Raw genomic sequence first — 23,830 nt, forward strand, 5'->3', positions numbered from 1 at the left:
CGGTTAAGCCACTAGCTTCGATGATTCGCCGACATCGACCGGCGCATCGCGGTGCCGCACAATCACATTCGCCGACTTTGCGAGACGCGCGGCGAGCGTCTCCGCAATAAACACCGAGCGGTGCTGACCGCCCGTGCAACCAATCGCGACGGTGAGATAACTGCGATTGTCGTCGCGGAAATGCGGCAACCACTTGGAGAGAAACTTCTCGATGTCGTCGATCATTTCATGCACGACCGGCAGCGCATCGAGAAAATCCATTACCGGTTTGTCGAGACCGGTGAGCGGCCTCAATTCATGATCGTAGTACGGGTTCGGCAGAGTGCGCACGTCGAAAACGAAATCCGCGTCGAGCGGCACGCCGCGCTTGAAACCGAACGACTCGAACATCAGCACGAGTCCCGCTTCTTTCTGCTCGATAAAACGTTTGACCCATGCGCGCAACACGTTCGCGCGCAGATTGCTGGTGTCGATCTGATGGCCGAATTCGGCGAGTCCCGCGACGAGTTCGCGCTCCCGTTCGATGGCTTCCGCAAGCGAGGTGAGCAGGCCGACGTCCGCGTCGTGCGCGGTGGAACCAGACAGCGGATGACGGCGGCGCGTTTCGGAGAAGCGCTGAATCAGCGACTGCGTGCTTGCGCTCAGGAAGAGCACGCGCACGTCGTGAGCGCGCGACAGATCGCGGATCATCGCGGGCATTTCGTCGAGCGACGCGCTCGAGCGCGCGTCGATGGCGACCGCGAGGCGATCTTGCCCGTCGTCCGCGAGGTAGGAAGCGAGTTGCGGGAGAAAGCGCGGCGGCAGATTGTCGACGCAGTAATAGCCTGCGTCTTCGAGCGCGTTCAGGGCAACTGACTTGCCGGAGCCGGATATACCAGTGATCAGAATTATGCGCATGGAGTCGTCGAAACCGTACATTTCATCATAGCATCTGGTCCCCATGCGTGTACCCGCAGCCGGGCTTAGGCTGCGGGCGCGTCATGCCGTGGCCGACTCAGATCAGCTTGCCGGGAAACTGGCTGTCGGGGTCCTGCATCGCGAGGCGCTGGCGATCCATGAAGTCGCGCAGCGTATCGATGCCGCGCAGTTGCAGGATCGTGTTGCGCACCGCCGCTTCGACCAGCACCGCGAGGTTGCGGCCCGCGGCCACCTGAATCGTGACCTTGCTGATCGGCAGGCCGAGCACGTCGACGGTTTGACTTTCCAGCGGCAGCCGCTGGAATTCACCGTCGGGACGACGCACCAGTTGCACGATCAGTTTCAGCTTCATTTTCCGGCGCACCGCCGTTTCACCGAAGATCGTCTTGATGTCGAGCAGGCCGAGGCCGCGCACTTCGAGCAGGTTTTGCAGCAGCGGCGGGCAGCGCCCTTCGACGAAGTCCGGACCGAGGCGCACGAAGTCCACCGCGTCGTCGGCAACGAGCCCGTGGCCGCGGCTTATCAGCTCCAGCCCGAGTTCGCTCTTGCCGAGGCCCGAGTCGCCGGTCAGCAGCACGCCCATGCCGAGGATGTCGAGAAACACGCCGTGCAATGTGGCGCGCGGCGCGAGAATGCGCGACATGTACAGACGCAGGCTGTCGATCACCGCCGCGGCGGACATCGGCGTGGTGAAGAGTGGCGTGGACGAGCGCGTGCAGCGCAGCACCAGTTCCGGCGGCGCGGCGACGCCGCCCGCCACCACCAGAAACGGCGGCTCCAGCGCGATCAGCTCGGCCATGTGGCGCGAGCGGTCTTCGTCGGTCTGGCGTTTGTAGTAGTCGATTTCGGCGTCGCCGAGCACCTGGATCCGGTTCGGGTGGATCAGGTTCAAGTGGCCGACGAGGTCGGCGCTCGACGTGGCATTCGCGACCGATTCCGAAGAAAAGCCGCGTTCCCAGCCTTCATGCCCCGTCAGCCAGCTGAGCTTCAGCATGGCGGCGTTGTCGTCGAAAATGCTTTGGGCGTTGATGCTGGACGTATCCATGAGTCAGTGACTCCAGTGTGGGCCGCTTGCCGGGCAAAGAGGCGGACGCGCTAACGCGGGCCGTGTGCGTCGCCAGCCGGTAATCGCATGCGGGCGGATAACCGCCGATGCATCAAGGTTGCCACTGAGTGAGCAGGCGATGCAACGATTCGCGGTCTTCTTCCGTGTGCAGGCGCTCGCGGGCCTCGCGATCGGACAGCAACTGGGCGATTTCCGAAAGGATTTCGAGATGCTGCTGTGTGGCCTGTTCAGGTACGAGCAGGAAGATCAGCAGCGAGACCGGCTGGTCGTCGGGCGATTCGAAGGGGATGGGTTCGGCAAGGCGCACAAATGCGGCGAGCGGCTGCTTCAGGCCTTTGATCCGACCATGCGGAATCGCGACGCCTTCGCCCAGCCCCGTCGATCCGAGGCGCTCGCGCGCAAACAGATTGTCAGTGACCGTGCTGCGGGCGATGCCGTTCTGGTTCTCGAAGATCAGGCCCGCTTGCTCGAACACGCGTTTCTTGCTGGTGACCGATAGTCCGACGACGACGTTCTCGAGGGGAAGAAATTTGGCTAAACGATTCATGTTGACAGGCGAAAACGTGGCCTGGGTTCTCCTCGCTGGGGCGTTTGAGTGGCGTTCCATTCGTTCGATGCTCGCGAAGACGTGCGTTGGAGTCGGAAAGTGCAAAACTCCGGCCGGCCGATTTCCGTATGAGCTAGCTTGACCCCGATGGTAACCGGAACATTATAGAACAGGGTAGCTATGGATGGTGCGGCGCGCCATCGATGCGCGATGGGTTTTTAACGATTTAGTCCACGAGCTGCGCCAGCGTGCGAAAAAGGCGTCCAGAAACGAAAAACCGCCCGATTCAGGGCGGTTTTGACAAGTAAGAAAAATGAGGTAAGCCCTCTAATTTCCCTTACTGCGGCGGCACGTCCAGTTGCGGTGCCGGTTGATACTTGATCGCATCATGCTGATGACCCTGCAGGCGATCCTTGTGGCGTATCACTTGCCGGTCGAGCTTGTCGATCATCAGATCGATCGCAGCGTAAAGGTCGCTGTCGCAACTCTCGACAAAGATATCTTTGCCCTTCAGATGCAGGTTGATTTCAACCTTTTGACGCTTGTCCTTTTCCTTGTGGTTGTCGACCGAGAGGACCACACTGCCGTCGATTACCTGATCGAAATGTCTTAGCACCCTATCCAGTTTGGTGATCACGTATTCGCGCAACGCAGGCGTTACTTCGAGGTGGTGTCCACTGATCTGCAGATTCATAGTGCTTCTCCAAGCTAGTGGCCGCTTGTTCCGCACGATGACAAAGGTCCGGTCGATCTGTCGGCTTGCCTGAGTCGTCCCCCGGTGACTGACATCTGGCAGGTCGCATCGGCCGGCCTGTCCGCCAACTGCGGAGCGGCCGGTAAATGCCCGCCACGGAAGGCGACGGGCTACAGAGACTTGCGCAGGTTGACTGCCGGGATTTTGAGCGCTTCGCGGTACTTCGCAACGGTACGCCGTGCGACCACGAAGCCCTGTTCCGCCAGCAGTTCGGCTATGCGACTGTCTGAGAGAGGCGATTTCGGGTTTTCCGCTCCTATCAGTTGTTTGATCAGCGCGCGAATGGCCGTGGAAGAGGCCGCGCCGCCTGTGTCCGTCGAAACGTGTGATCCGAAAAAGTACTTAAATTCCAGCGTCCCGAATGGGGTCAGCATGTATTTACCGGTTGTCACACGCGAGACAGTCGACTCGTGTAGGCCCAGCGTATCAGCAATTTCCCGCAAAACCAAGGGGCGCATGGCAATTTCGCCGTGCACGAAAAAGCTCTTTTGACGCTCGACAATGGCTTGCGCGACACGGAGGATCGTCTCGAAACGCTGCTGGATATTCTTGATCAGCCAGCGTGCTTCCTGCAGTTGCTGGCGCAACGAACCGCTCCCCGGATCGCCCCGGTTATTGCGCAGAATATTCGCGTACAAGTGGTTGATGCGCAGCTTCGGCACCACCTCCGGATTCAGTTCCGCCTGCCAGCCCTGGGCCGTTTTGCGCACCATGATGTCCGGCACCACATAGTCCGCTTCGGCCTTGCCGTAGGCGGCGCCGGGAAACGGTTCGAGCGAGCGGATCAGCATGTGCGCATCGCGCAGATCGTCGTCGTTCGCCTTCAGGTGTTTGCGCAAACGCGTGAAATCGCGTGCCGCGAGCAGTTCGAGGTAGTGACTGACGATGTCGAGTGCGAGCGTTCGCGTAGGCGAAGGATCGAGCCGCAGCAGTTGCAGCTTCAGACACTCGGATGCGGAACGCGCGCCCACCCCCGCCGGGTCGAAGCTATGCAGCAACGCGAGCGCCGCGTTCAATTCGTCGAGATCGACTTCGAGCTCTTCGGGCAGATCGGCTTGCACTTCGTCGAGCGTCGCGGCGAGATAGCCATCGTCGTCGAGCGATTCGATCAGGAACGTGATCAGCGCCCGGTCGCGTTGACCCGCCTGGGTGACGCGCAATTGCGCCATCAGATGATCACGCAGCGACGTGCTCGATTCGTGGATTTGCAGCGGCGGCAGATCGTCGTCGTCGGACGCGTTGCCGGAGCGGCCGTAGTCGTCGAGATTCCATTGCGACGCGTCGCCGTTGCTATCGCCCGACATGCCGTTGTATTCGTCGACACCTTGCGGCTCGCCGTTTTCGGAGCGCTCGCTGCTGCTGGTGGACGAAGACGAGCCGTTGCCGCCCATCTGGTCGGACGGCGCCGACGAGTTGGGCGCCTGGGCGATCAGCGAACCGTCAGCCGCTACCCGCAACGGGCTCGCGATCCAGTCGTCCTCATTTTCGAGGAGCGGATTCTGCGAGATCGCCATTGCGACTTCCTGCTGCAGTTCGAGCGTGGACAACTGGAGCAGCCGGATGGACTGCTGCAGTTGGGGCGTCAGCGCAAGATGCTGCGATAGGCGGAGTTGGAGGCTGGCTTTCATGGCAAGTTGAGATTCATTGTAGAGAGTTTGCCACGACCGCGATACCTTGCGACATTCGCAATTACGCGTGCGCCCGTTTTCGGCGGCGCTGGGCGCGGACGGCCCAGGTGAGGAAGCTGATGTGCGGTTGCCGCAAAAGGGCCGGCGCATGCGGGCTCGCCGCGCCAGCAATCCCTTGTGCGCTTACATGCGGAAGTGCTCGCCCAGATAGACGCGCCGCACGCTTTCGTTCTCGATGATTTCGCTCGGCGCCCCGGCGGCCAGCACGCTGCCGTCGCTGATGATGTACGCGTGATCGCAGATGCCGAGCGTCTCGCGCACGTTATGGTCGGTGATCAGGACGCCGATATTGCGCTGCTTCAGAAACTTGACGATCTTCTGGATTTCCAGCACCGCGATCGGGTCGACGCCCGCGAACGGTTCGTCGAGCAGAATGAAGCTCGGATTGGTGGCCAGCGCGCGGGCAATTTCGACCCGGCGACGTTCGCCGCCCGACAGCGACAGCGCCGGATTCTCGCGCAAGTGCGCAATTTGCAGTTCGTCCAGCAATGCTTCGGTACGCGAAGTGATGGTCTCTTTGCTGAGCCGCTTGCCGTTGTCTTCGTGCTGCAATTCCAGCACCGCGCGAATATTCTGCTCGACGGTGAGCTTGCGGAACACCGACGCTTCCTGCGGCAGATACGACAGGCCGAGCGACGCGCGCTTGTGGATCGGCAGCAGACTGATCGACTTGCCGTCCAGATCGATTTCACCTGCATCGAGCGGCACGAGGCCGACGATCATATAGAACGAAGTCGTCTTGCCGGCGCCGTTGGGGCCGAGCAGACCGACCACTTCGCCGCTTTTCACGTCGAGCGACACATCTTTGACGACCGTGCGCGAACCGTAACGTTTTTTCAGATTACGCACGACCAGCGAGCTGCTGGTGCCGGCCGGCTTGCGATTGGGGAGGGACGCGGAGGTGCTCACTGATTCGGCGCTCCCTGGATCGTGGTGGACGGCGCGAGCGTGGCCGACGCGCCGGTCAGCGGCGCGGCGCCGCCGTTGCGCGGCGACAGCATGGCGCGCACGCGGCCGGTCGGGTTGCCCGGGCCGGCGACATCCTTGCCTGCCTTCGCGGTATAGAAGTCGTTCTGGCCGTCATAGGTGATGACGCTGCCGCGCACCTGGTCGATCACCGTGGACAGACCCTGCAGACGTTTGACCGTGGCGTTCGTGGTGAGCGTGGTCAGATCCTGCTTGCCGTCGTAGTCGATGCGGATGGCCGTGCCTTCGATGTATTCGTCGAGGCCTTCACGCTTCTGGCGGAAATACGACAGATTGCCGCCGCTCGACGTGCCGGTGGCGTACTGATAGCCCTGCGGGTCCTGAGTCACTTCGACACGATCGGCCTTGATCACGATCGTCCCTTTGGTGGCGACCACGTGGCCGGTGAAGATATTGACCTGCTTGAGGTCGTCGTAAGTCATGTTGTCCGCTTCGATGTTCAGCGGCTTGTCCTTATCGGCTCGGTCGGCGTGCGCAAGCGGCGCGAAGCCGGCGAGCGGCAACGCGACGATGAGCGCAGCGAGTCCGGCGCGGCACGCGGACAGGGTACGCGAGCGGCCGGTAAAAAAACGGGGGAACGATTCGTTCATGCAGTCACGCCTGGAATGGATTACCCGGGTTACTTGGGCGAGCTGCCACCGGCGTCGGACGAGGTGATCGCGCCTCTCACGTTGCCGAACAGCTGCATCACCCGGGTGACGTTGTTGTAGTTCATGCCGCTGGCAGTCATCACCGACATGCCGCGCTGAAGTTTAACCGGCTTTTCGGTCTCGATCACATCGTCGTTGACCAGCACCCTAAAATGCTCCGAATCTGCCTGCATCTGCGGATCGCCGTAGCCGGGCGCCCGCAGAATGCGCGCGTTGCCGTACAGATCGACGATCGACGCGTCGGCGTTCACCTTGCCGGTGTCGCCGGTTGCGGTGACGATCGGCTTGCCGGGCTGGAACGCGCGCATGGCCGGTTTGACCAGGTCGCTTAGTTCGTCGTCTTCATAGTGGATCAGCGACTGGGCGGTCAGCCGGTATTGCGTCGCGCCCGACTGATCGAGTTCGGACACCGAGAAGTTGTCCGCGAAGTAGTCCGGCGTGTGTTCCTTGGGACGCGGTGCGCCTTCGTTCTGGCGCGGCAGCGTGGCTTGCAGCAGCCACCACGTGATACCGGCGAGCGCGGCCATCGCGACCAACGGAATCAGCGAAGTCAAACGGAACTGGTTCATCCGACGAGGCCTCGCTGTTCGCCGCTGCAGGCGGCTGCGAGCAACGCTTCATACTTGTGCTGCGCGCGCAGCAGCGTGTCGCAGACTTCGCGCGCCGCACCGTGGCCGCCGCGTGCCTCGCTGACCCAATGAGCCCGCGCGATCACTTCCGGATGCGAGTTGGCCGGCGCGGCCGCGAAGCCGACCTTCAGCATCACCGCGAGGTCGACCCAGTCGTCGCCCATGTAGCCGCATTCTTCCGCGCTGAGGCCAGTCTGCTGCAAAAGGTCCGCAAACGCCTGAGGTTTGTCCTGCACGCCCTGATAGACGTGCGCGATGTTCATTTCCTTCGCGCGCGCCGCGACGATGCCCGACTTGCGTCCCGTGATGATCGCCGTCTCGATGCCGGCCTGGCGCAGCAGCTTCATGCCGTGGCCGTCCATCGAGTTGAAGCCCTTCATCGTGTCGCCTTCCGCCGTAAACAGCAGGCCGCCGTCGGTCAGCACGCCGTCGACGTCGAAAATCATCAGCTTCACGCGGCTTGCGCGTTCGGTAGCGGTAGGCGGAGCAATGGCCATCAGATCACCTTCTTCGAGAACAGGTCGTGCATGTTGAGTGCGCCGATCAGCTTGCCTGCTTCGTCGACGACCAGCATCTGATTGATGCGGTGGCGCTCCATCAGTTCCACGGCTTCGACGGCGAGCCGGTCCGGACCGATGGTGCGCGGGCCGGCGGTCATCACCGAGGCGATCGACAACTGGCGGAAATCGCCGTCGCGTTCGAGCACGCGGCGCAAGTCGCCGTCGGTGAAAATGCCCGCGACGCGGCCTTCGTGGTCGACGATCGCGGTCATGCCCATGCGCTTCGCGGTCAACTGGAACAGCGCGTCGCGCACGGTGGCGTCGGGTGTGACTTGCGGCACCTGGTCGCCGGTGCGCATCACGTCGCGCACATAGGTGAGCAGACGCCGGCCGAGCGCGCCGCCCGGATGCGAGCGCGCGAAGTCGTCGCGGCCGAAGCCGCGTGCGTCGAGTACCGCGACCGCGAGCGCGTCGCCGAGCGCGAGCGCGGCGGTGGTGCTGGCGGTCGGCGCGAGATTCATCGGGCAGGCTTCTTTCGCGACGCCGGAATTCAGGTGTACGTCGGCCAGTTGTGCGAGACTCGACGACGGGCGGCCCGTCATCGCAATCAGCTTCGCGCCGATCCGTTTGATGAGCGGCAGGATCGCCACGAGTTCTTCAGTCTCGCCGGAATTGGACAACGCGAGGAACACGTCGTCCGAGGTGACCATGCCGAGGTCGCCATGACTGGCTTCGGCAGGATGCACGAAGAACGCGGGGGTGCCGGTACTGGCGAGGGTGGCCGCAAGCTTGCGGGCCACATGGCCGGATTTGCCGATACCAGAGACGACCACGCGCCCACGGCAACCCAGGATGAAATCGACCGCCCCTACGAAACCATCGTCGAGTTGGTCGCGAAGGGCGCGCACGGCGTCCGCTTCGATGTCGAGCACGTCACGAGCGAGCGTCAGTGCCCGGTCGCCATTGATTTTCGCTATCATTCGCGGAGTATAGCAAAGGCGCCTGTTCGCCGCGCCGGGCCTGCTGTGCCAAGCGGCTGCTTTCACCAGCCTTTTTACCGGCCCCTCAACCTCGCCGCACGGCGTTTCGCGTGCGCGGTTCCGCTGACGAACGAGGACTCTTCACCCATGCGTTTTTGCCGATGATCTCCCCGCTCGAAATGACGCTGTTCCTGCTGCTGGCATCGGTGGCGGGCGTGGTGCTGTTTCGCTTTCTGAATCTTCCGCCGATGCTCGGCTATCTGACTGTCGGCATCGTGGTCGGGCCGAACGCGTTCGGTCTGATCCCCGATTCGGCGGGCGCGCAGAACCTCGCCGAATTCGGCGTCGTGTTCCTGATGTTCTCGATCGGGCTGGAGTTTTCGCTTGCCAAGCTGCGCTCGATGCACCGGCTCGTGTTCGGCCTCGGCCTGTTGCAGGTGCTCGGCACCATTGCCGTCGCGGTGTCGCTCGGCATGATCCTCGAGCGCTGGGTGCATATCACGTGGCAGGCGAGCGTGGCGCTGGGCGGCGCGCTGGCGATGTCGTCGACGGCGATCGTCAGCAAGATGCTGGCGGAGCGGCTCGAAATCGAAACGGAGCACGGACGCAACATCTTCGGCGTGTTGCTGTTCCAGGATCTGGCGGTGGTGCCGCTCCTCATCATCATCACCGCGCTCGGCGGCAAGTCGGAAGAGCTGATCAGCTCGCTCGGAGTTGCCGCGATCAAGATCGTCATCGCATTGGCGCTGCTGCTGATCGTCGGACAGCGCTTCATGACGCGCTGGTTCAACGTAGTCGCGCGGCGCCGCTCGCAAGAACTGTTCATTCTCAACGTGCTGCTGGTGACGCTGGGCGCGGCGTTCATCACCGACAAGTTCGGCCTGTCGCTCGCGCTCGGCGCGTTCATCGCGGGCATGCTGATCGCCGAAACGCCTTACCGCCATCAGGTGGAAGAGGACATCAAGCCGTTTCGCGACGTGCTGCTCGGTCTCTTCTTCATCACCACCGGCATGCTGCTGAATCCGACCGTGATCTGGCAGCATCCGCTGATCGTGCTGGGCTTCCTGATCGGGCCGCTGCTGCTGAAGGCGGTGATGATCACGGCGCTCGCGCGGCTGTTCGGCGCGACTCCGGGCGTCGCGATGCGTACCGGTATCGGCCTCGCGCAAGCGGGCGAGTTCGGCTTCGTGCTCCTGAACCTGATTCTCGACCGGCATCTGGTCGACGCGACGCTGTTGCAGGCGATTCTCGCCGCGATGCTGCTGTCGATGCTCGCCGCGCCGTTCATGATCCAGAATGCGGACCGGATCGTGCTGCGCCTGTCGTCGACTGAATGGATGATGCAGTCGTTGCAGATGACGCGCATCGCGACGCAAAGCCTGAAGCAGAGCGGCCACGTGATCATCTGCGGCTACGGCCGCGCTGGGCAGAATCTGGCGCGCATGCTGGAGCACGAAGGCCTGTCGTACGTCGCGCTTGACCTCGACCCCGATCGCGTCGCCGCAGCCGCCGCAGCGGGCGAGTCGGTCGTGTTCGGCGACGCCGGGCGGCGCGAGTCGCTGCTCGCCGCGGGTCTCCATCGCGCGGCCGCGATCGCGATCACGTATGCGAACACGCCGTCGGCCTTGCGCGTGCTGCACAACATCCACGAGGAAGAGCCGACGCTGCCGGTGATCGTGCGTACCGTCGACGACGCCGATCTGGAGAAGCTGCTGGCCGCCGGCGCCACCGAGGTGATACCGGAGATCGTCGAGGGCAGTCTGATGCTCGCGTCGCACACGCTGGTGGTGATGGGCGTGCCGATGCGGCGCGTGGTGCGACGGGTCGAGGAAATGCGCGACGAACGCTATGCGCTTTTGCGCGGCTATTTCCACGGCGCCGACGACGTGGACGACGACGACGGTCACGAACAGGTGCGGCTACAATCGGTCCCGGTCGACCCCAACGCGGACGCGGTGGGTCGCACGCTGGCCGACCTGGGCCTGTTCGAGCTGGGCGTGGAAGTGACGGCGATCCGCCGGCATGGCATTCGCGGCGTCGAGCCGGACCCGTCCACCAAGCTGCGCGCGAGCGACATCGTGGTGCTGCGCGGCTTGCCCGAACAACTGTCGGAAGCAGAGGAACGGCTCTCGAAGCATCGTCGCGCGGGTGCTGCCGCGGCGTAGCGGACGCGGCGCCACGTGAGCGCGTCGTACGGCGCGTGCGCTCGCCGCTCGCCCTGACGCACGCCGCTCTGATTCAGATTTTCATCGGGCCTGTCGAGGTCCATCCGGAGACATCATGTCCAACGCGCTTGTGAGCGCGCCGCTCGATGCGGCCGATTACATCAAAAGCCACATTCGCACGGTGCCCGACTGGCCGCAGCCGGGCGTGCAGTTTCGCGACATCACGCCGCTGTTGCAGGAGCCGAAGTCGCTGCGCGTGCTGATCGATCTGTTCGTGCAGCGTTACTTCGACGCGCAGCTCGATTACGTGGCGGGGCTCGATGCGCGCGGCTTCATCATCGGGCCGATTCTCGCGTACGAGTTGAACATCGGCTTCATTCCGATCCGCAAGGCGGGCAAGCTGCCGTATAAGCGGCTCGCGCAGTCGTACGAACTCGAATACGGCACCGCGACCGTCGAGATTCACGAAGATGCCTGCAAGCCGGGCGACCGGGTCGTAATCATGGACGATCTGATCGCTACAGGCGGCACGATGATGGCCGGCAAGATGCTGCTCGAGCGGCTCGGCGCGGTTGTCGTGGAAGGCGCGGCGATCATTGATCTGCCCGAGCTCGGCGGCTCGAAGCTGCTGCGCGAGAGTGGCCTCGCGCTCTACACGGCGACGAGTTTCGACGGCCACTGAAGCGCGCGTAGCCGCCGTTTTTTTTCTGAACTTCGCCGCTTCGCACACAACGAGAAGGTCACGACGATGCCCAACTTCCTGCTGTTTCTCGCCACGTCGATCGCGATCACCGTGGCGCCCGGTCCGGACAATCTGCAGGTGCTCGCGCGTGGCATCTCGCAGGGGCGCGCGGCGGGGCTGGTCGCCGCGCTCGGCTTCGCGGCCGGCATCACGTTTCACACGACGCTCGCCGCGCTCGGCGTGGCCGCGTTGCTGCGCTCGTCGCCGCTGGCGTTCGAGGCGATCAAGCTGGCTGGCGCCGCCTATCTGATCTGGATCGGCATCAAGGCGCTGCGCAGCCAGGGCCTCGCGACCGCGCATCAACGCGCGCCGCAACCTTTGATGACAGTGTTTCGCCAGAGCGTGCTCGGCAATCTGCTGAACCCGAAGGTGACGCTGTTCTTCGTCGTGTTCCTGCCGCAGTTCGTGCAGCCGCACGGCGGGCAAACCGTCACGCTGCAGATGCTCGAACTCGGCGCGCTGTTCATGCTGCAGACGGTCGTGGTGTTTTCGCTGTTCGGCGTGTGCGCGGGGATTATCGGAGGCTGGCTCAAGCGTCGGCCGCGCGCGGGCGTGTGGCTCGATCGCCTTGCCGGCGCGACATTCATCGCCATCGGGATTCGCGTCGCGTTGCGTGACTGACGCGAACACGTGACCGCGTGACCTCATGACCGCCTACGCGCTCGCGGCTCGCCGGCCGCGTCTTGCGCACCGTTGAGTCTGGAGTTTGGAATGACCTTGCCTTGCATCACCGCCGCGCGCTGCTTCGATGCCGCTGCGCATCGGCCGTTCTGGATCGGCGCCGAACAGGTCGGCTGGATTCGTTCGAGCGACGTGCCGTTGCTCGAACGCTGGCCCGATGTGTTCGACATCGACATCGACAGCGACGTTGACAGCGGGCACCGCAACGCCCGCGTAACGCTCGCGCCCACGTTCAACACCGTCGATCTGCGCAGCGCGGCGCTCGGCTCCGTGATCGGCGCGCTCGCCGCCGAAGGGCGCATTCCCGGCTGGCGCAACGAGACCTACGCAATCCGCAATGCGTTCGACGCGCCGCCGCTCGCGTACATCGAACGCGCGGCGTCGCGCTTCTTCGGCACGATGACCTACGCGGTGCATGTGAACGGCGTCGTAGAATACGCGGATGGCGCGCCGCAATTGTGGATCGCGCGCCGCAGCGACTCCAAGGCGACCGATCCGGGCATGCTCGACAATGTCGTCGCGGGCGGGATCGGCTGGGGCTTCGGCATCGAGGCGACGATCGTCAAGGAGTGCTGGGAAGAAGCCGGCATCCCCGAGGAGATCGCCGCGCGCGCCGTCGCAGGACGCACCGCGCATGTGCTGCAATCTTTGCCGGAAGGCACGCAGGCCGAACAGATTTTCATCTACGACCTCGCGCTGCCGGCCGATTTCGCGCCGCGCAATCAGGACGGCGAAGTGGGTGAGCACCGGCTCGCGCGCATCGACGAAGTGGCGCGCTGGATCGAGGAGGGCGCGATGACGGTGGACGCGAGTCTCGCCACGCTGGATTGCCTGCTGCGTCGCCGTTGGCTCGACGAGGACGCGTGCCCCGGCATCGAAGCGTTGTTCGCGCCGCCGCCGCCGCTCGCCTGAACGCCTCGTCTCAGCGCCGCAGCTTCAGCGCGCGCGCCGACGAACATCCCGCAGTACGCAGCATCGAGCCGTATTGACTGAATCAACCACGCATTGAAGAAGGGAGTCACCCAGGTCATGTCGACCGATCACAGCTTTATCCTCAAACTGTCGTGCGCCGACCGGCCCGGCATCGTTCACGCCGTGTCGGGCTTTCTGTTCGAGCGTGGCAGCAACATTCTCGACTCCGCGCAGTTCGGCGATAGCGGCACCGGCGAGTTCTTCATGCGCGTGCATTTTCAGCAGGTGGGCGGCGATCCGGGCCTGGAGATGTTGCGCACGTCGTTCTCGACGCTCGCCGAGCAGTTCGGCATGCGCTGGGAGTTGCACGATGCGTCGGTGAAGCCGCGCGTCGTGATCATGGTGTCGAAGATCGGCCACTGCCTGAACGATCTGCTGTTCCGCTACCGCACCGGCCAGTTGAACATCGAGATTGCCGCGATCATCTCGAACCACAAGGAGTTCTATCAGCTCGCCGCGAGCTATGACATTCCGTTCCATCACTTCCCGCTGCTGGGCGGCACGCCCGACGCGAAGGCCGCGCAGGAAGCGCGCGTGCTCGAAGTGATCGACGAGCATCAGGCGGATCTGGTGGTGCTCGCGCGCTACATGCAGATTCTGTCGCCGAAACTGTGCGAAGCGCTGACCGGCCGCGCGATCAACATCCACCACTCGTTCCTGCCGAGCTTCAAGGGCGCGAAGCCGTATTACCAGGCGTTCGACCGTGGCGTGAAGCTGATCGGCGCGACCGCCCATTACGTGACGACGGATCTCGACGAAGGTCCGATCATCGAGCAGGAAGTGGAGCGTGTAGACCACAGCATGACGCCGGAGCAGTTGACGGCGATTGGCCGGGACGTCGAATGCGTGACGCTCGCGCGTGCGGTGAAGTGGCACGTCGAGCATCGCGTCGTGTTGAACGGTAGTAAGACGGTGGTGTTTCGGTAGGAGTGGTTGAAGCAGGCGAGGGCGCTTGAGGCGCCCGGCACCTGCACACAAGGGCTGCGGCGAGATTTCGCGACGCAGCCCTTTTTTACGACCGCGCCGCCGACCCGCCCGCCTCGCGCGCGAGCCCGGCGTTCTGCGCCGAACGGCGGCGCGCATTCAACTTCTTCAGCCAGATCAGCAGGCCGGTCGCGCTCAACACGGCAACCGCGACGCCCATCGCACTGAGCAGAATCCGTCCGCCGAGGCCGAGGATGCGCCCCGAGTGCAGCGGGAATTGCAGCTGCATGAAGATGTCGCCCGCCGTGCCCTGGCCGGGAATCGTTTTACCTAGCAGCTTGCCAGTGGCCGCGTCCCAATACATCCACGGGTTGCCAAGGCCGATGTCGCCGTGATCGTTGCCGGGCACGTAGAAGCCCACGCCATACGCGTGCAGGAATTCCGCGTAGTAGATGCCGCCCGGCGGCGCGGCGAGATGCATGTCCTTGCCGGCCTGCTCGGCCAGCTGGAAGATCTGGTCGCGGCTCAACACCTTGTCGCCGGGCTGCGGAGCCCGCAGGATTTCCGGGTTGTTGATCGGGTCCGGCGTGAGTTTCGAGAACACTGAAACGACTGGCCGCACCACCGGGCCCGACAGATTCATCGATATCGATGTCAGCGCGACGATCATCAGCAGGCCCCAGATCCACACGCCGCCGGAGCGGTGCAGGTCAAAGGTGAGCGCATAGCCGCCGCGCTTCAGACGAAACGCGAACGACTTGCGCCACGCCTTGACGCTCGGGAACGACAGCACGATTGCAATCACGCTGTCGAACAGCCACACGATGCCGACGATGCCCATCAGCCACGTGCCCGTATCGATGCCGCCGGCAAACGGCAGATGCAGCGTGTAGTGCAGCTTGTAGATGAACGGAATCAGATTGAGCCGCGCGAGCGAGACGGCGCCCCACTCGCGGCGTCCCTGGATCTCGCCGGTGGCGGGATCGACGGCGATCTGGTTGAAATCGAGCGGGTAGGGCTGCTTCGTGACGGGGTCGGTGCGCGGCAGCACCATCATCTGCAGCGTATGGCCAGGCTCCGCGGTCAGCGGCAAATAGGTCACCTGAACCCGCGGGTCGGCGGCTTCCACGCGGCGCGCGAGTTCCAGACCTGACAGCGCCGGAGCGTCGGTGCGGGCCTTGAAGAACGACGGATTCAACGCCGCATCGAGTTCGTGATCCCACGCGATGATCGCGCCCGTGAGGCCGGCAACGAACAGAAAGAGCGCGGTGGCAACACCGAACCAGCGATGCAGTCGAACGAGCTGGCGTCTCATGCGCGGGCCGGCAGGAGGGAGCGGAAAGGCTGGGCGAGTCTCACGGCGTAAGCTGTCTGTAAATGGGAATTGTTCGCATCTTAGGGGCTTGCGCGAACTACCGCAAGCGTCCCGTGCCGCGGTAGCGGTCGGCGTTTTATGGGGTCAAAGGGCGGAAGACGAAAAAAAACGGCACCGAAGTGCCGCTTTTGCCTGACTGCCAACGCGTCGGAGAGTTACACCAGCCGCAGATAGATCAGTTCCCGCTTGATGTACGCGTAGAAGATCGGCGCAGCGATCACGCCGGGGATGCCGAACGCCGCTTCCATCACGAGCATCGCGATCAGCAGTTCCCAAGCGCGCGCTTCGATCTGCCCGCCGACGATGCGCGCGTTCAGGAAGTATTCGAGCTTGTGAATCAGGATCAGGAACACGAGCGACATGACCGCCGCTGGAAAACTCACCGACAAGGCCACCGCGACGATGATCGTATTCGAGATCAGGTTGCCGATGACCGGCAGCAAGCCGACGATGAACGTCACCAGCACCAGCGTTTTGGATAGCGGCAACTGGTCGTGGAAGATGGGCAGGACCACCAGCAGGAAGATCGCGGTGAAGACCGCGTTGAGCGCGGAAATCTTCACCTGGGCGAACACGATGCGGCGGAACGCGTCGGCGAAACGGCTCACGCGCGTGATAAAGGCGGTGGACAGCGGCAGCCGGTGGATATGCTTTTGCGCGCCGATCGCGATGATCGCGCCGATGATCATGCCGATCAGGATGTGCGTGAAGCCACGCGCCGCGATCGTGCCGCTTTGCTGCAGCATGTTGGCGTGCGTGTGCATCAGCTCTTCCGCCTTGGCCTTCATCTGCTCGGTGTCGACCGGCAGCGAATTGGCGATGAATTGCGGAATCCGCCCGCGCGCCTGGTGGATCAACTGCATGGCCTGATCGAGCAGGTTTTGCACGCTCGGCACGTCGTTTTCGAAATGCTCGATGATGCCGAGCGTAAGCCCGGTCAGCGCCCCCACGATCACCACCGACAGCAGCACCACCGCGAGCCAGCGCGCCCGCATGCTCGACATGTGGCGCTCGATGCGCGGCGCGATCGTATGCACGAGCTGAAACACCAGCAGCCCGGCGAGCAGCGCGCCGAGCAGCTTCAATGCAATGACCGCCCACATGCCGGCCAGCATCAGAACATAACTGCCGATTTCGACTGCCGACAACTTCGGCAGGCTCATGTCGCTAGTCAGCCTGACCGGGCGTGGGCGTAGGTCCTGCACCTGCCCGTCGTCGCGCGCCTGATTCCGCTTGGCCATGGCTTATCCCGTCTCCCACCCGTGTTGTGCAGCGTTACTTTTTGCTGGCAGCGCGCTTGAGTAGCGGCGCCAGATACTTGCCGGTAAAACTTGCCTTCGACTTCGCCACCTGCTCCGGCGTGCCTTGAGCGATGATCTGCCCGCCGCCCGCACCGCCTTCGGGACCGAGGTCGATGACCCAGTCGGCGGTTTTGATTACATCGAGATTATGCTCGATGATCACGACGGTATTACCCTGGTCGCGTAACCGATGGATCACTTCCAGCAGCAGCGCGATGTCGTGAAAGTGCAGCCCGGTAGTCGGCTCGTCGAGGATGTATAGCGTGCGACCCGTATCACGCTTGCTCAGTTCCAAAGATAGTTTGACGCGCTGCGCCTCGCCGCCCGACAGTGTAGTGGCTGACTGGCCCAGCCGGATATAGCCCAGACCCACGTCCAGCAAGGTCTTCAGCTTGCGCGCGACGACCGGAACGGGCTTGAAGAACTCGTAGGCTTTCTCCACCGTCATGTCGAGCACTTCGCTGATGTTCTTGCCTTTGTACTGGACGTCGAGCGTTTCGCGGTTGTAGCGCTTGCCGTGACAGACATCGCACGGCACGTACACGTCCGGCAAAAAGTGCATCTCCACCTTGAGCACACCGTCACCTTGACACGATTCGCAGCGGCCGCCCTTCACGTTGAACGAGAAGCGGCCCGGATCGTAGCCGCGTTCCTTGGCGGCGGGCACGCCCGCGAACAGCTCGCGGATCGGCGTGAAGAGGCCCGTGTAGGTGGCCGGGTTCGAGCGCGGCGTGCGGCCGATCGGCGACTGGTCGACGTTGATGACCTTGTCGAAATGTTCGAGGCCCTCGATCGATTCGTACGGCGCCGGCTCGGTGGCCGAGCCGTACAGGTGATGCGCGACTGCGTGATACAGCGTGTCGTTGATCAGCGTCGACTTGCCCGAACCGGACACACCGGTCACGCAGGTGAGCAGCCCGACCGGCAGGTCCAGCGACACGCGCTGCAGATTGTTGCCGTATGCCTCGACGATACGCAGACGCCGCTCGTCCGGCGCCTTGCGTTCGTCGGGGAATTCGATGTTGCGCGCGCCGGACATGTACTGCCCGGTCATCGACGCCGCGTTCGCCTGCACCTGTTTGGGCGTGCCCTCGGCGATCACCATGCCGCCATGTTCGCCGGCGCCCGGACCCATGTCGACCACGTAGTCGGCCATGCGGATCATGTCCTCGTCGTGCTCGACGACGATCACCGAGTTGCCGAGATCCCGCAGATGTTTGAGCGTAGCGATGAGCCGGTCGTTGTCGCGCTGATGCAGGCCGATCGACGGTTCGTCCAGCACGTACATCACGCCGGTGAGGCCCGAGCCGATCTGCGACGCAAGGCGAATGCGCTGCGCTTCGCCGCCCGACAGCGTTTCCGCGCTGCGTTCGAGCGACAGGTAATCGAGCCCGACGTTATTCAGGAACATCAGCCGCGCGACGATCTCCTTCACGACCTTGTCGGCGATTTCGCGCTTCGAGCCTTCCAGCCGCAGCGTCTGGAAATAGCCGAGCGCGTCGCGCAACGGCCAGCCGCTGATTTCGAAGATGCCGCGCGCGTCGCCGTCCGCGCCAATCCGCACGAAGCGCGCTTCGCGGCGCAAGCGCGTGCCGGCGCAAGCCGGACACGGCTGGTTGTTCTGATACTTGGCGAGCTCTTCGCGCACCGCGACCGAGTCGGTCTCGCGGTAACGCCGCTCCAGATTCGGGATGATCCCTTCGAACACATGCTCGCGCACCGAAGTGCGGCCGCGCTCGTTGATATACGAGAACGGAATCTCCTGCTTGCCCGAACCGAACAGCAGGATCTTGCGGACCTTCTCCGGCAGATCTTCGACGGCCGTGTCGATGTCGAACTCGTAGAATGCCGCGAGACTTTGCAGCATCTGGAAGTAGAACTGGTTGCGTCGGTCCCAGCCCTTCACCGCGCCCGCCGCGAGTGACAGCGACGGATGCGCGACCACCCGCTTCGGATCGAAGAAAGTGATCTGGCCGAGGCCGTCGCATTCCGGGCAGGCGCCCATCGGGTTGTTGAACGAGAAGAGGCGCGGCTCCAGCTCCTGCAGCGAATACGAGCAGATCGGGCAGGCGAACTTCGAGCTGAACAGCTTCTCCTTGTCCGTATCCATTTCGAGCGCGATCGCGCGGCCGTCGGCGAGACGCAACGCCGTTTCGAACGATTCCGCGAGACGCTGCTTCATGTCCGGACGCACTTTCAAACGGTCGACGACGACGTCGATCGTGTGCTTGTCGTTCTTCTTCAGCTTCGGCAGCGAGTCGACTTCATAGATCTTCGCGACGCCTTCGTTGGCGGTGCCGCCGCCCGAGCGCACGCGAAAACGGATGAAGCCCTGCGCCTGCATTTCCTCGAACAGCTCGACGTGCTCGCCTTTGCGGTTTGCCACCACAGGCGCAAGGATCATCAGCTTCGTTTCTTCCGGCAACGCGAGCGCCGCGTCGACCATTTGCGACACGCTTTGCGCTTCGAGCGGGATCTCGTGATCGGGGCAATAGGGCGTGCCGACCCGCGCGAACAGCAGGCGCAGATAGTCGTGAATCTCGGTGACGGTGCCGACCGTGGAGCGCGGATTGTGCGAGGTCGCTTTCTGTTCGATCGAGATTGCCGGCGATAAACCTTCGATCAGATCGACGTCCGGTTTCTCCATTAACTGGAGGAACTGGCGCGCATAGGCGGAGAGACTTTCGACGTAGCGCCGCTGTCCTTCCGCATAGAGCGTGTCGAACGCAAGCGACGATTTTCCCGAGCCGGAAAGGCCCGTAATGACGACGAGCTTGTGACGGGGTAAGTCGAGATTGACGTTCTTCAGGTTGTGGGTGCGAGCCCCACGAATACGGATTTGTTCCACGGATTTATTCCATGAACTGGCGGAAAGAGGAAGAGGCTAAACCTGCTACTATAACGACTTTTCAAGGTCGCCGTTACGGCTTCCTGACAGCGCGAACAACGCGCGAGGCAAGCTGTAAGGCTGCGGTTCAGCGCCGCGGGGAAGAGGGCTAACTGGGGCCGTTTTCCGCGAGTACAAGGCACCGCGAGGCGTCGGCGGAGGTGCCCAGGCCGCCGGCTCCAACGTCGCGCCGCAGGGCATCCCGTCATCCGTGATAAGCCGGCTGGCGTGGCCGTCCCGACGGACCGGCTGCCCGCGGCCGGTCGCCCGCGGTGTGCCGCCCAGCTCATTCAAAGAACGCTCCCGATGTCCAATCCGTCCGCCACTTCCACACGCATGAGCGCGCCTGAATTGCGCGCGACCGTGTCGCTTGCCGCCATCTTCGCGCTGCGCATGCTCGGTCTCTTCATGATCATGCCGGTGTTCTCGATCTACGCGAAGACCATCCCCGGCGGCGACAACGTGCTGCTGGTCGGCATCGCGCTCGGCGCGTACGGCGTCACGCAGTCGATGCTCTACATCTTCTACGGCTGGATCTCGGACAAGATCGGCCGCAAGCCGGTCATTGCAACCGGCCTTCTGATCTTCGCGCTCGGCAGCTTCGTCGCGGCGGGCGCGCACGACATGACGTGGATCATCGTCGGCCGGGTGATCCAGGGCATGGGCGCGGTGTCGTCCGCGGTGATCGCGTTCATCGCCGACCTCACGTCCGAGGAGCATCGCACCAAGGCGATGGCGATGGTCGGCGGCAGTATCGGCGTGTCGTTCGCGGTGGCAATCGTCGGTGCGCCGATCGTGTTCCAGTGGATCGGCATGAGCGGGCTGTTCACGCTCGTCGGCATCTTCTCGATCCTCGCGATCGGCGTGGTGCTGTGGATCGTGCCCGACGCGCCGAAGCCCGTGCACGTGCGCGCGCCATTCGCCGAAGTGCTGCACAACGTCGAATTGCTGCGCCTGAACTTCGGCGTGCTCGTGCTGCACGCGACGCAAACCGCGCTGTTCCTCGTCGTGCCGCGCATTCTCGAAGCGGGCGGCCTGCCGGTCGCTTCGCACTGGAAGGTGTATTTGCCGGTGATGGGCCTGTCGTTCGTGATGATGGTGCCGGCGATCATCGCCGCCGAGAAGCGCGGCAAGATGAAGATCGTGCTGCTGTCCGCGATCGGTCTTATCCTGATTGGCCAGTTGTTATTGGGCGTCGCTCCGCATACGATTCTGAGTGTGGCGGCGATCCTCTTTGTATACTTTCTGGGGTTCAATATTCTCGAGGCATCGCAGCCTTCGCTGGTGTCGAAACTGGCACCCGGCACCCGCAAGGGCGCGGCTGCCGGCGTGTACAACACCACGCAGTCGATTGGTCTTGCACTGGGCGGAATGATCGGCGGCTGGCTGCTGAAAGTGGACGGACAAAGCGCAGTGTTTTTCACCTGCTCGGGGCTCGTCTTTTGCTGGCTTATAATCGCCGCAAAGATGAAGCAGCCGCCGCGCAAAGCGTAATACGGCTGCGTACTCGGGGGCACATCCCGAACTCACCCAGAACTCACCCGGCGGCGGGCAGAGGCGCTGTTCCGATCTCGGCCTGCCAGCCATGAGACGCGAACCGCGCAGTGCCGCGCCGCCCGCAACGGAATCAACAGGAGAAACTCATGGCATCCGTGAACAAGGTCATTCTCGTCGGCAATCTCGGAGCCGATCCGGAAGTCCGCTATCTTCCGAGCGGCGACGCAGTGGCGAACATCCGCCTTGCGACGACGGACCGGTACAAGGACAAGGCGTCCGGCGAGATGAAGGAAGCCACCGAATGGCACCGCGTGTCGTTCTTCGGCCGTCTCGCGGAAATCGTTTCGGAATATCTGAAGAAGGGCTCGTCGGTGTACCTGGAAGGGCGCATCCGCACCCGTAAGTGGCAGGCGCAGGACGGCACCGATCGTTACTCGACCGAAATCGTCGCCGAGCAGATGCAAATGCTGGGCGGCCGCGGCGGCTCCTCGATGGGCGGCGGCGACGAAGGCGGCGGTTATAGCCGCGGTGAGCCGTCGGAGCGTAGCGGCGGTGGTGGTCGGGCAATGTCGGGCGGCGGCGCTTCGCGTGGCGGCAGCGGCAGTGGTGGCGGCGGTTCCAGCCGTCCGAGCGCGCCGGCGGGCGGCGGCTTTGATGAGATGGACGACGATATTCCGTTCTAAGGTCGAGTGAGCTGAGATCCGCAAGTCTAGTGGGCGGATTCTCATGCAGAAGACTGGTTCAGGATGATTTTCCGGGCGAGAGTGAAACGCAAGTTTCCTCTCGCTTTGTCATTTCTTGCGACGAGCGAAGGCGTCGTCTAAACACAAACAAGTTCATTCGACGGCACGCCTCGTGATTGGCTCTTCATAAGACCCGACGAGGGGCACCACCCTTGAATCGCTCAGGCTCTGACCGCGCAGCTAAAAGATCGCACCACGTCTCTCCCCTGTTAAATCCGACTATTCGAAGGCTGGCCGAGCGCGCCTCCCTCGGAAATCCTATTTGGCGGACGCTTTCCGCGAGGAGAAAGTTAAATAAAGTCAAGTCAAAGTCCCGTCCAGAAAAATCGAATCTAATCGATAGTCGCCTATCGTTGTCCACGCTATATTTCATCGTCGAATTTTCTTAAAAATAAAAACTTGGCGCTGAATAGCTTGTTGGTGTGCTGTGGCCGATCATTTTAAATTCAAAATGCGACGAATCGACGCGGCCACTGCTTGGCGGCGCGGAAAAAAGACGTCCAGATGTTCGGTATTTTTAAAATTCTGGGCACGTCGAGAATTCAACTGCGGCATGCGACAAGAATCTAATTTGTTTTATATCTGGCGTATGGCGCCTCCGCTATTCTGCTTATGAGGGGGCAATGAAGGTTAGGCAGATTGTCTTGTTCTATTTTTTTGCGGCGCCACGAGCAAACGTGGAAATCGAGCGTGGCGAATTGATGCACTTGGGTTGTGAGCACGTGTCGAGTCGCGTATCCACATGATCCGTCTTCTGTCTCATCGCGTTCAGAGTTATTTGGCGTTATACCGCCATAGCTATTTGATCAGCTTCTTGAATTCAAATCGACCTCAGGGCTCGATGCCTGGAAAACAAACGAAATTAAGAGTTCTGGAATATTTGGCGTCACTATTAAGGGTTTTGGTTTTTCAGAATTTATTGCGCGCTCCTTCTCGCGGCATGCCTTGGGCTGAAGGTACATACGCGGACCCCGCATGGTCGGCAGTGTGGTAGCGAAATTTCGCCAGCCTGTGAGAAGTCGATGCGCGGCCAATTCAGTTATTAGTAAAAGATCCATTTAATTTAAATGAAGTTATTTGATGAACAAGTCGTATATCAGTATATGGAATGAAGCGCTTGGGTCATGGGTGGCAGCATCCGAAAACACCTCTGCACGCGGCAAGCGGAGCAAATCACGCGTCGTGGTTGAGGCCGTCGTGGCCATCGCAGCGCTATCAGGGCTTTGGGGGGCGTCCAGCGCGCAGGCGGCTGACACCACCGGCGCCGGGCTGCAGTTGTGTAATTCGAGTACCGGCTCTATGTCCGGAACGAGTTGGGGGCCTGGCACGGGCACGGGCGGTGGTACGGGATTGAACTGTAGTACCGGGACTTACTCCTTTTCGCTTAACAACGCGGGCGCGGATACCGGTGGCGCCGGCTTCTCTTTGGCGACAGCCCGCGTAACCGGTTACAAGAACGGCACGCTCGAGTTGTTGGGCACGGCCGGTATTTCGATGCTGGGTACGGTGCAGATGAACTCCAACAAGATTACCGGCCTTGCAGCGGGTACCTTGTCGTCGAGCAGCACTGACGCGGTGAATGGCAGCCAGTTGTATGGTGCAAGCCAATCGGTCGCGAGCGCATTGGGCGGTAGTTCGACCGTGGCTGAAAACGGCACGGTCAGCGCACCGAGCTACAAGGTGGCGGGCACTACGCAGATCAGCGTCGGCGGCGCGCTGTCGGCATTGGATGCGGCGGCGGTGCAGTTCAACGGCACGGATAACGCGGTTGACGTTAAGGGCAAGAAGGTCCTGAACGTCGCGGCGGGCGATTTGAACCCGTTG

General features: G+C 62.7%; 21 protein-coding genes. 8 read left to right on the forward strand and 13 right to left on the reverse strand.

The annotated features are described in order from the left end of the window. Nucleotides 1-3 precede the first annotated feature (3 nt). The 10 genes from rapZ to kdsD form a co-directional block, all read right to left on the reverse strand. Nucleotides 4-897 (reverse strand): RNase adapter RapZ, encoded by an 894-nt coding sequence (gene rapZ, locus BGI01S_RS24885; protein WP_042328840.1) that lies wholly within the window; start codon nucleotides 895-897, stop codon nucleotides 4-6. A gap of 97 nt (nucleotides 898-994) precedes the next feature. Next, nucleotides 995-1,963, reverse strand: coding sequence for an HPr(Ser) kinase/phosphatase (gene hprK / locus BGI01S_RS24890; RefSeq protein WP_012431656.1), 969 nt, complete (start codon nucleotides 1,961-1,963; stop codon nucleotides 995-997). A gap of 112 nt (nucleotides 1,964-2,075) precedes the next feature. Then, on the reverse strand, nucleotides 2,076-2,591 hold the full coding sequence (locus BGI01S_RS24895) for a PTS sugar transporter subunit IIA (RefSeq protein ID WP_084585490.1): 516 nt from the start codon (nucleotides 2,589-2,591) through the stop codon (nucleotides 2,076-2,078). Between the two features lie 277 nt (nucleotides 2,592-2,868). Beyond that, nucleotides 2,869-3,225 carry a ribosome hibernation-promoting factor, HPF/YfiA family gene (hpf, locus tag BGI01S_RS24900; protein WP_042328814.1) on the reverse strand — a complete coding sequence of 119 codons (357 nt, stop codon included), beginning with the start codon at nucleotides 3,223-3,225 and terminating at the stop codon, nucleotides 2,869-2,871. Between the two features lie 170 nt (nucleotides 3,226-3,395). After that, nucleotides 3,396-4,913, reverse strand: a complete 1,518-nt coding sequence (locus BGI01S_RS24905) for an RNA polymerase factor sigma-54 (RefSeq protein WP_042328815.1) — start codon at nucleotides 4,911-4,913, stop codon at nucleotides 3,396-3,398. A 183-nt stretch (nucleotides 4,914-5,096) separates the two neighbouring features. Then, nucleotides 5,097-5,882, reverse strand: coding sequence for an LPS export ABC transporter ATP-binding protein (gene lptB, locus BGI01S_RS24910; RefSeq protein WP_042328816.1), 786 nt, complete (start codon nucleotides 5,880-5,882; stop codon nucleotides 5,097-5,099). Continuing rightward, nucleotides 5,879-6,550, reverse strand: a complete 672-nt coding sequence (gene lptA / locus BGI01S_RS24915) for a lipopolysaccharide transport periplasmic protein LptA (protein ID WP_042328817.1) — start codon at nucleotides 6,548-6,550, stop codon at nucleotides 5,879-5,881. Before lptA ends, lptB begins: the two co-directional genes overlap by 4 nt. A 29-nt stretch (nucleotides 6,551-6,579) precedes the next feature. After that, the gene (gene lptC / locus BGI01S_RS24920) at nucleotides 6,580-7,179 is read right to left on the reverse strand and encodes an LPS export ABC transporter periplasmic protein LptC (protein ID WP_042328819.1); all 600 of its coding nucleotides are present in this window, start codon (nucleotides 7,177-7,179) and stop codon (nucleotides 6,580-6,582) included. Beyond that, nucleotides 7,176-7,736 (reverse strand): KdsC family phosphatase, encoded by a 561-nt coding sequence (locus tag BGI01S_RS24925; RefSeq protein ID WP_042328821.1) that lies wholly within the window; start codon nucleotides 7,734-7,736, stop codon nucleotides 7,176-7,178. Before BGI01S_RS24925 ends, lptC begins: the two co-directional genes overlap by 4 nt. Further along, nucleotides 7,736-8,719, reverse strand: a complete 984-nt coding sequence (kdsD, locus tag BGI01S_RS24930) for an arabinose 5-phosphate isomerase KdsD (protein ID WP_042328823.1) — start codon at nucleotides 8,717-8,719, stop codon at nucleotides 7,736-7,738. Before kdsD ends, BGI01S_RS24925 begins: the two co-directional genes overlap by 1 nt. 161 nt (nucleotides 8,720-8,880) lie before the next feature. On the opposite strand from kdsD, the gene BGI01S_RS24935 reads away from it, so the two are divergent. The 5 genes from BGI01S_RS24935 (at nucleotide 8,881) to purU (ending at nucleotide 14,206) form a co-directional block, all read left to right on the forward strand. Next, complete coding sequence (locus BGI01S_RS24935) at nucleotides 8,881-10,884, forward strand: cation:proton antiporter domain-containing protein (protein WP_042328825.1); 2,004 nt, start codon at nucleotides 8,881-8,883, stop codon at nucleotides 10,882-10,884. 115 nt (nucleotides 10,885-10,999) lie between these two features. Continuing rightward, nucleotides 11,000-11,566, forward strand: coding sequence for an adenine phosphoribosyltransferase (locus tag BGI01S_RS24940; RefSeq protein ID WP_042328827.1), 567 nt, complete (start codon nucleotides 11,000-11,002; stop codon nucleotides 11,564-11,566). 66 nt (nucleotides 11,567-11,632) lie between these two features. Next, nucleotides 11,633-12,247 (forward strand): LysE family translocator, encoded by a 615-nt coding sequence (locus BGI01S_RS24945; protein ID WP_042328829.1) that lies wholly within the window; start codon nucleotides 11,633-11,635, stop codon nucleotides 12,245-12,247. A 90-nt stretch (nucleotides 12,248-12,337) separates the two neighbouring features. Further along, nucleotides 12,338-13,219, forward strand: coding sequence for an NUDIX hydrolase (locus BGI01S_RS24950; protein WP_042328830.1), 882 nt, complete (start codon nucleotides 12,338-12,340; stop codon nucleotides 13,217-13,219). A 117-nt stretch (nucleotides 13,220-13,336) separates the two neighbouring features. Further along, nucleotides 13,337-14,206, forward strand: a complete 870-nt coding sequence (purU, locus tag BGI01S_RS24955) for a formyltetrahydrofolate deformylase (RefSeq protein WP_042328831.1) — start codon at nucleotides 13,337-13,339, stop codon at nucleotides 14,204-14,206. 85 nt (nucleotides 14,207-14,291) lie between these two features. Here the strand turns inward: purU and BGI01S_RS24960 are convergent, their stop codons facing one another. The 3 genes from BGI01S_RS24960 to uvrA all read right to left on the reverse strand — a co-directional run bounded on the left by BGI01S_RS24960 (nucleotide 14,292) and on the right by uvrA (nucleotide 19,727). Continuing rightward, on the reverse strand, nucleotides 14,292-15,518 hold the full coding sequence (locus BGI01S_RS24960) for a PepSY-associated TM helix domain-containing protein (protein ID WP_042328832.1): 1,227 nt from the start codon (nucleotides 15,516-15,518) through the stop codon (nucleotides 14,292-14,294). 215 nt (nucleotides 15,519-15,733) lie between these two features. Then, nucleotides 15,734-16,819 carry an AI-2E family transporter gene (locus BGI01S_RS24965; protein ID WP_042328833.1) on the reverse strand — a complete coding sequence of 362 codons (1,086 nt, stop codon included), beginning with the start codon at nucleotides 16,817-16,819 and terminating at the stop codon, nucleotides 15,734-15,736. Nucleotides 16,820-16,853: 34 nt separating this feature from the next. After that, nucleotides 16,854-19,727, reverse strand: coding sequence for an excinuclease ABC subunit UvrA (uvrA, locus tag BGI01S_RS24970; protein WP_042328834.1), 2,874 nt, complete (start codon nucleotides 19,725-19,727; stop codon nucleotides 16,854-16,856). 345 nt (nucleotides 19,728-20,072) lie between these two features. Between uvrA and BGI01S_RS24975 the strand changes: the two genes are divergently transcribed. From BGI01S_RS24975 to BGI01S_RS30390, 3 genes are all read left to right on the forward strand, one after another. After that, nucleotides 20,073-21,260, forward strand: coding sequence for an MFS transporter (locus BGI01S_RS24975; protein ID WP_167335678.1), 1,188 nt, complete (start codon nucleotides 20,073-20,075; stop codon nucleotides 21,258-21,260). A 149-nt stretch (nucleotides 21,261-21,409) separates the two neighbouring features. Then, nucleotides 21,410-21,946, forward strand: a complete 537-nt coding sequence (locus BGI01S_RS24980) for a single-stranded DNA-binding protein (protein ID WP_042328837.1) — start codon at nucleotides 21,410-21,412, stop codon at nucleotides 21,944-21,946. A gap of 1,140 nt (nucleotides 21,947-23,086) precedes the next feature. Continuing rightward, the coding region (locus tag BGI01S_RS30390; protein ID WP_303621172.1) for an ESPR-type extended signal peptide-containing protein at nucleotides 23,087-23,830 on the forward strand (744 nt) is incomplete at its 3' end.

It is taken from the genome of Paraburkholderia ginsengisoli NBRC 100965 (assembly GCF_000739735.1).
GTDB lineage: Bacteria > Pseudomonadota > Gammaproteobacteria > Burkholderiales > Burkholderiaceae > Paraburkholderia > Paraburkholderia ginsengisoli.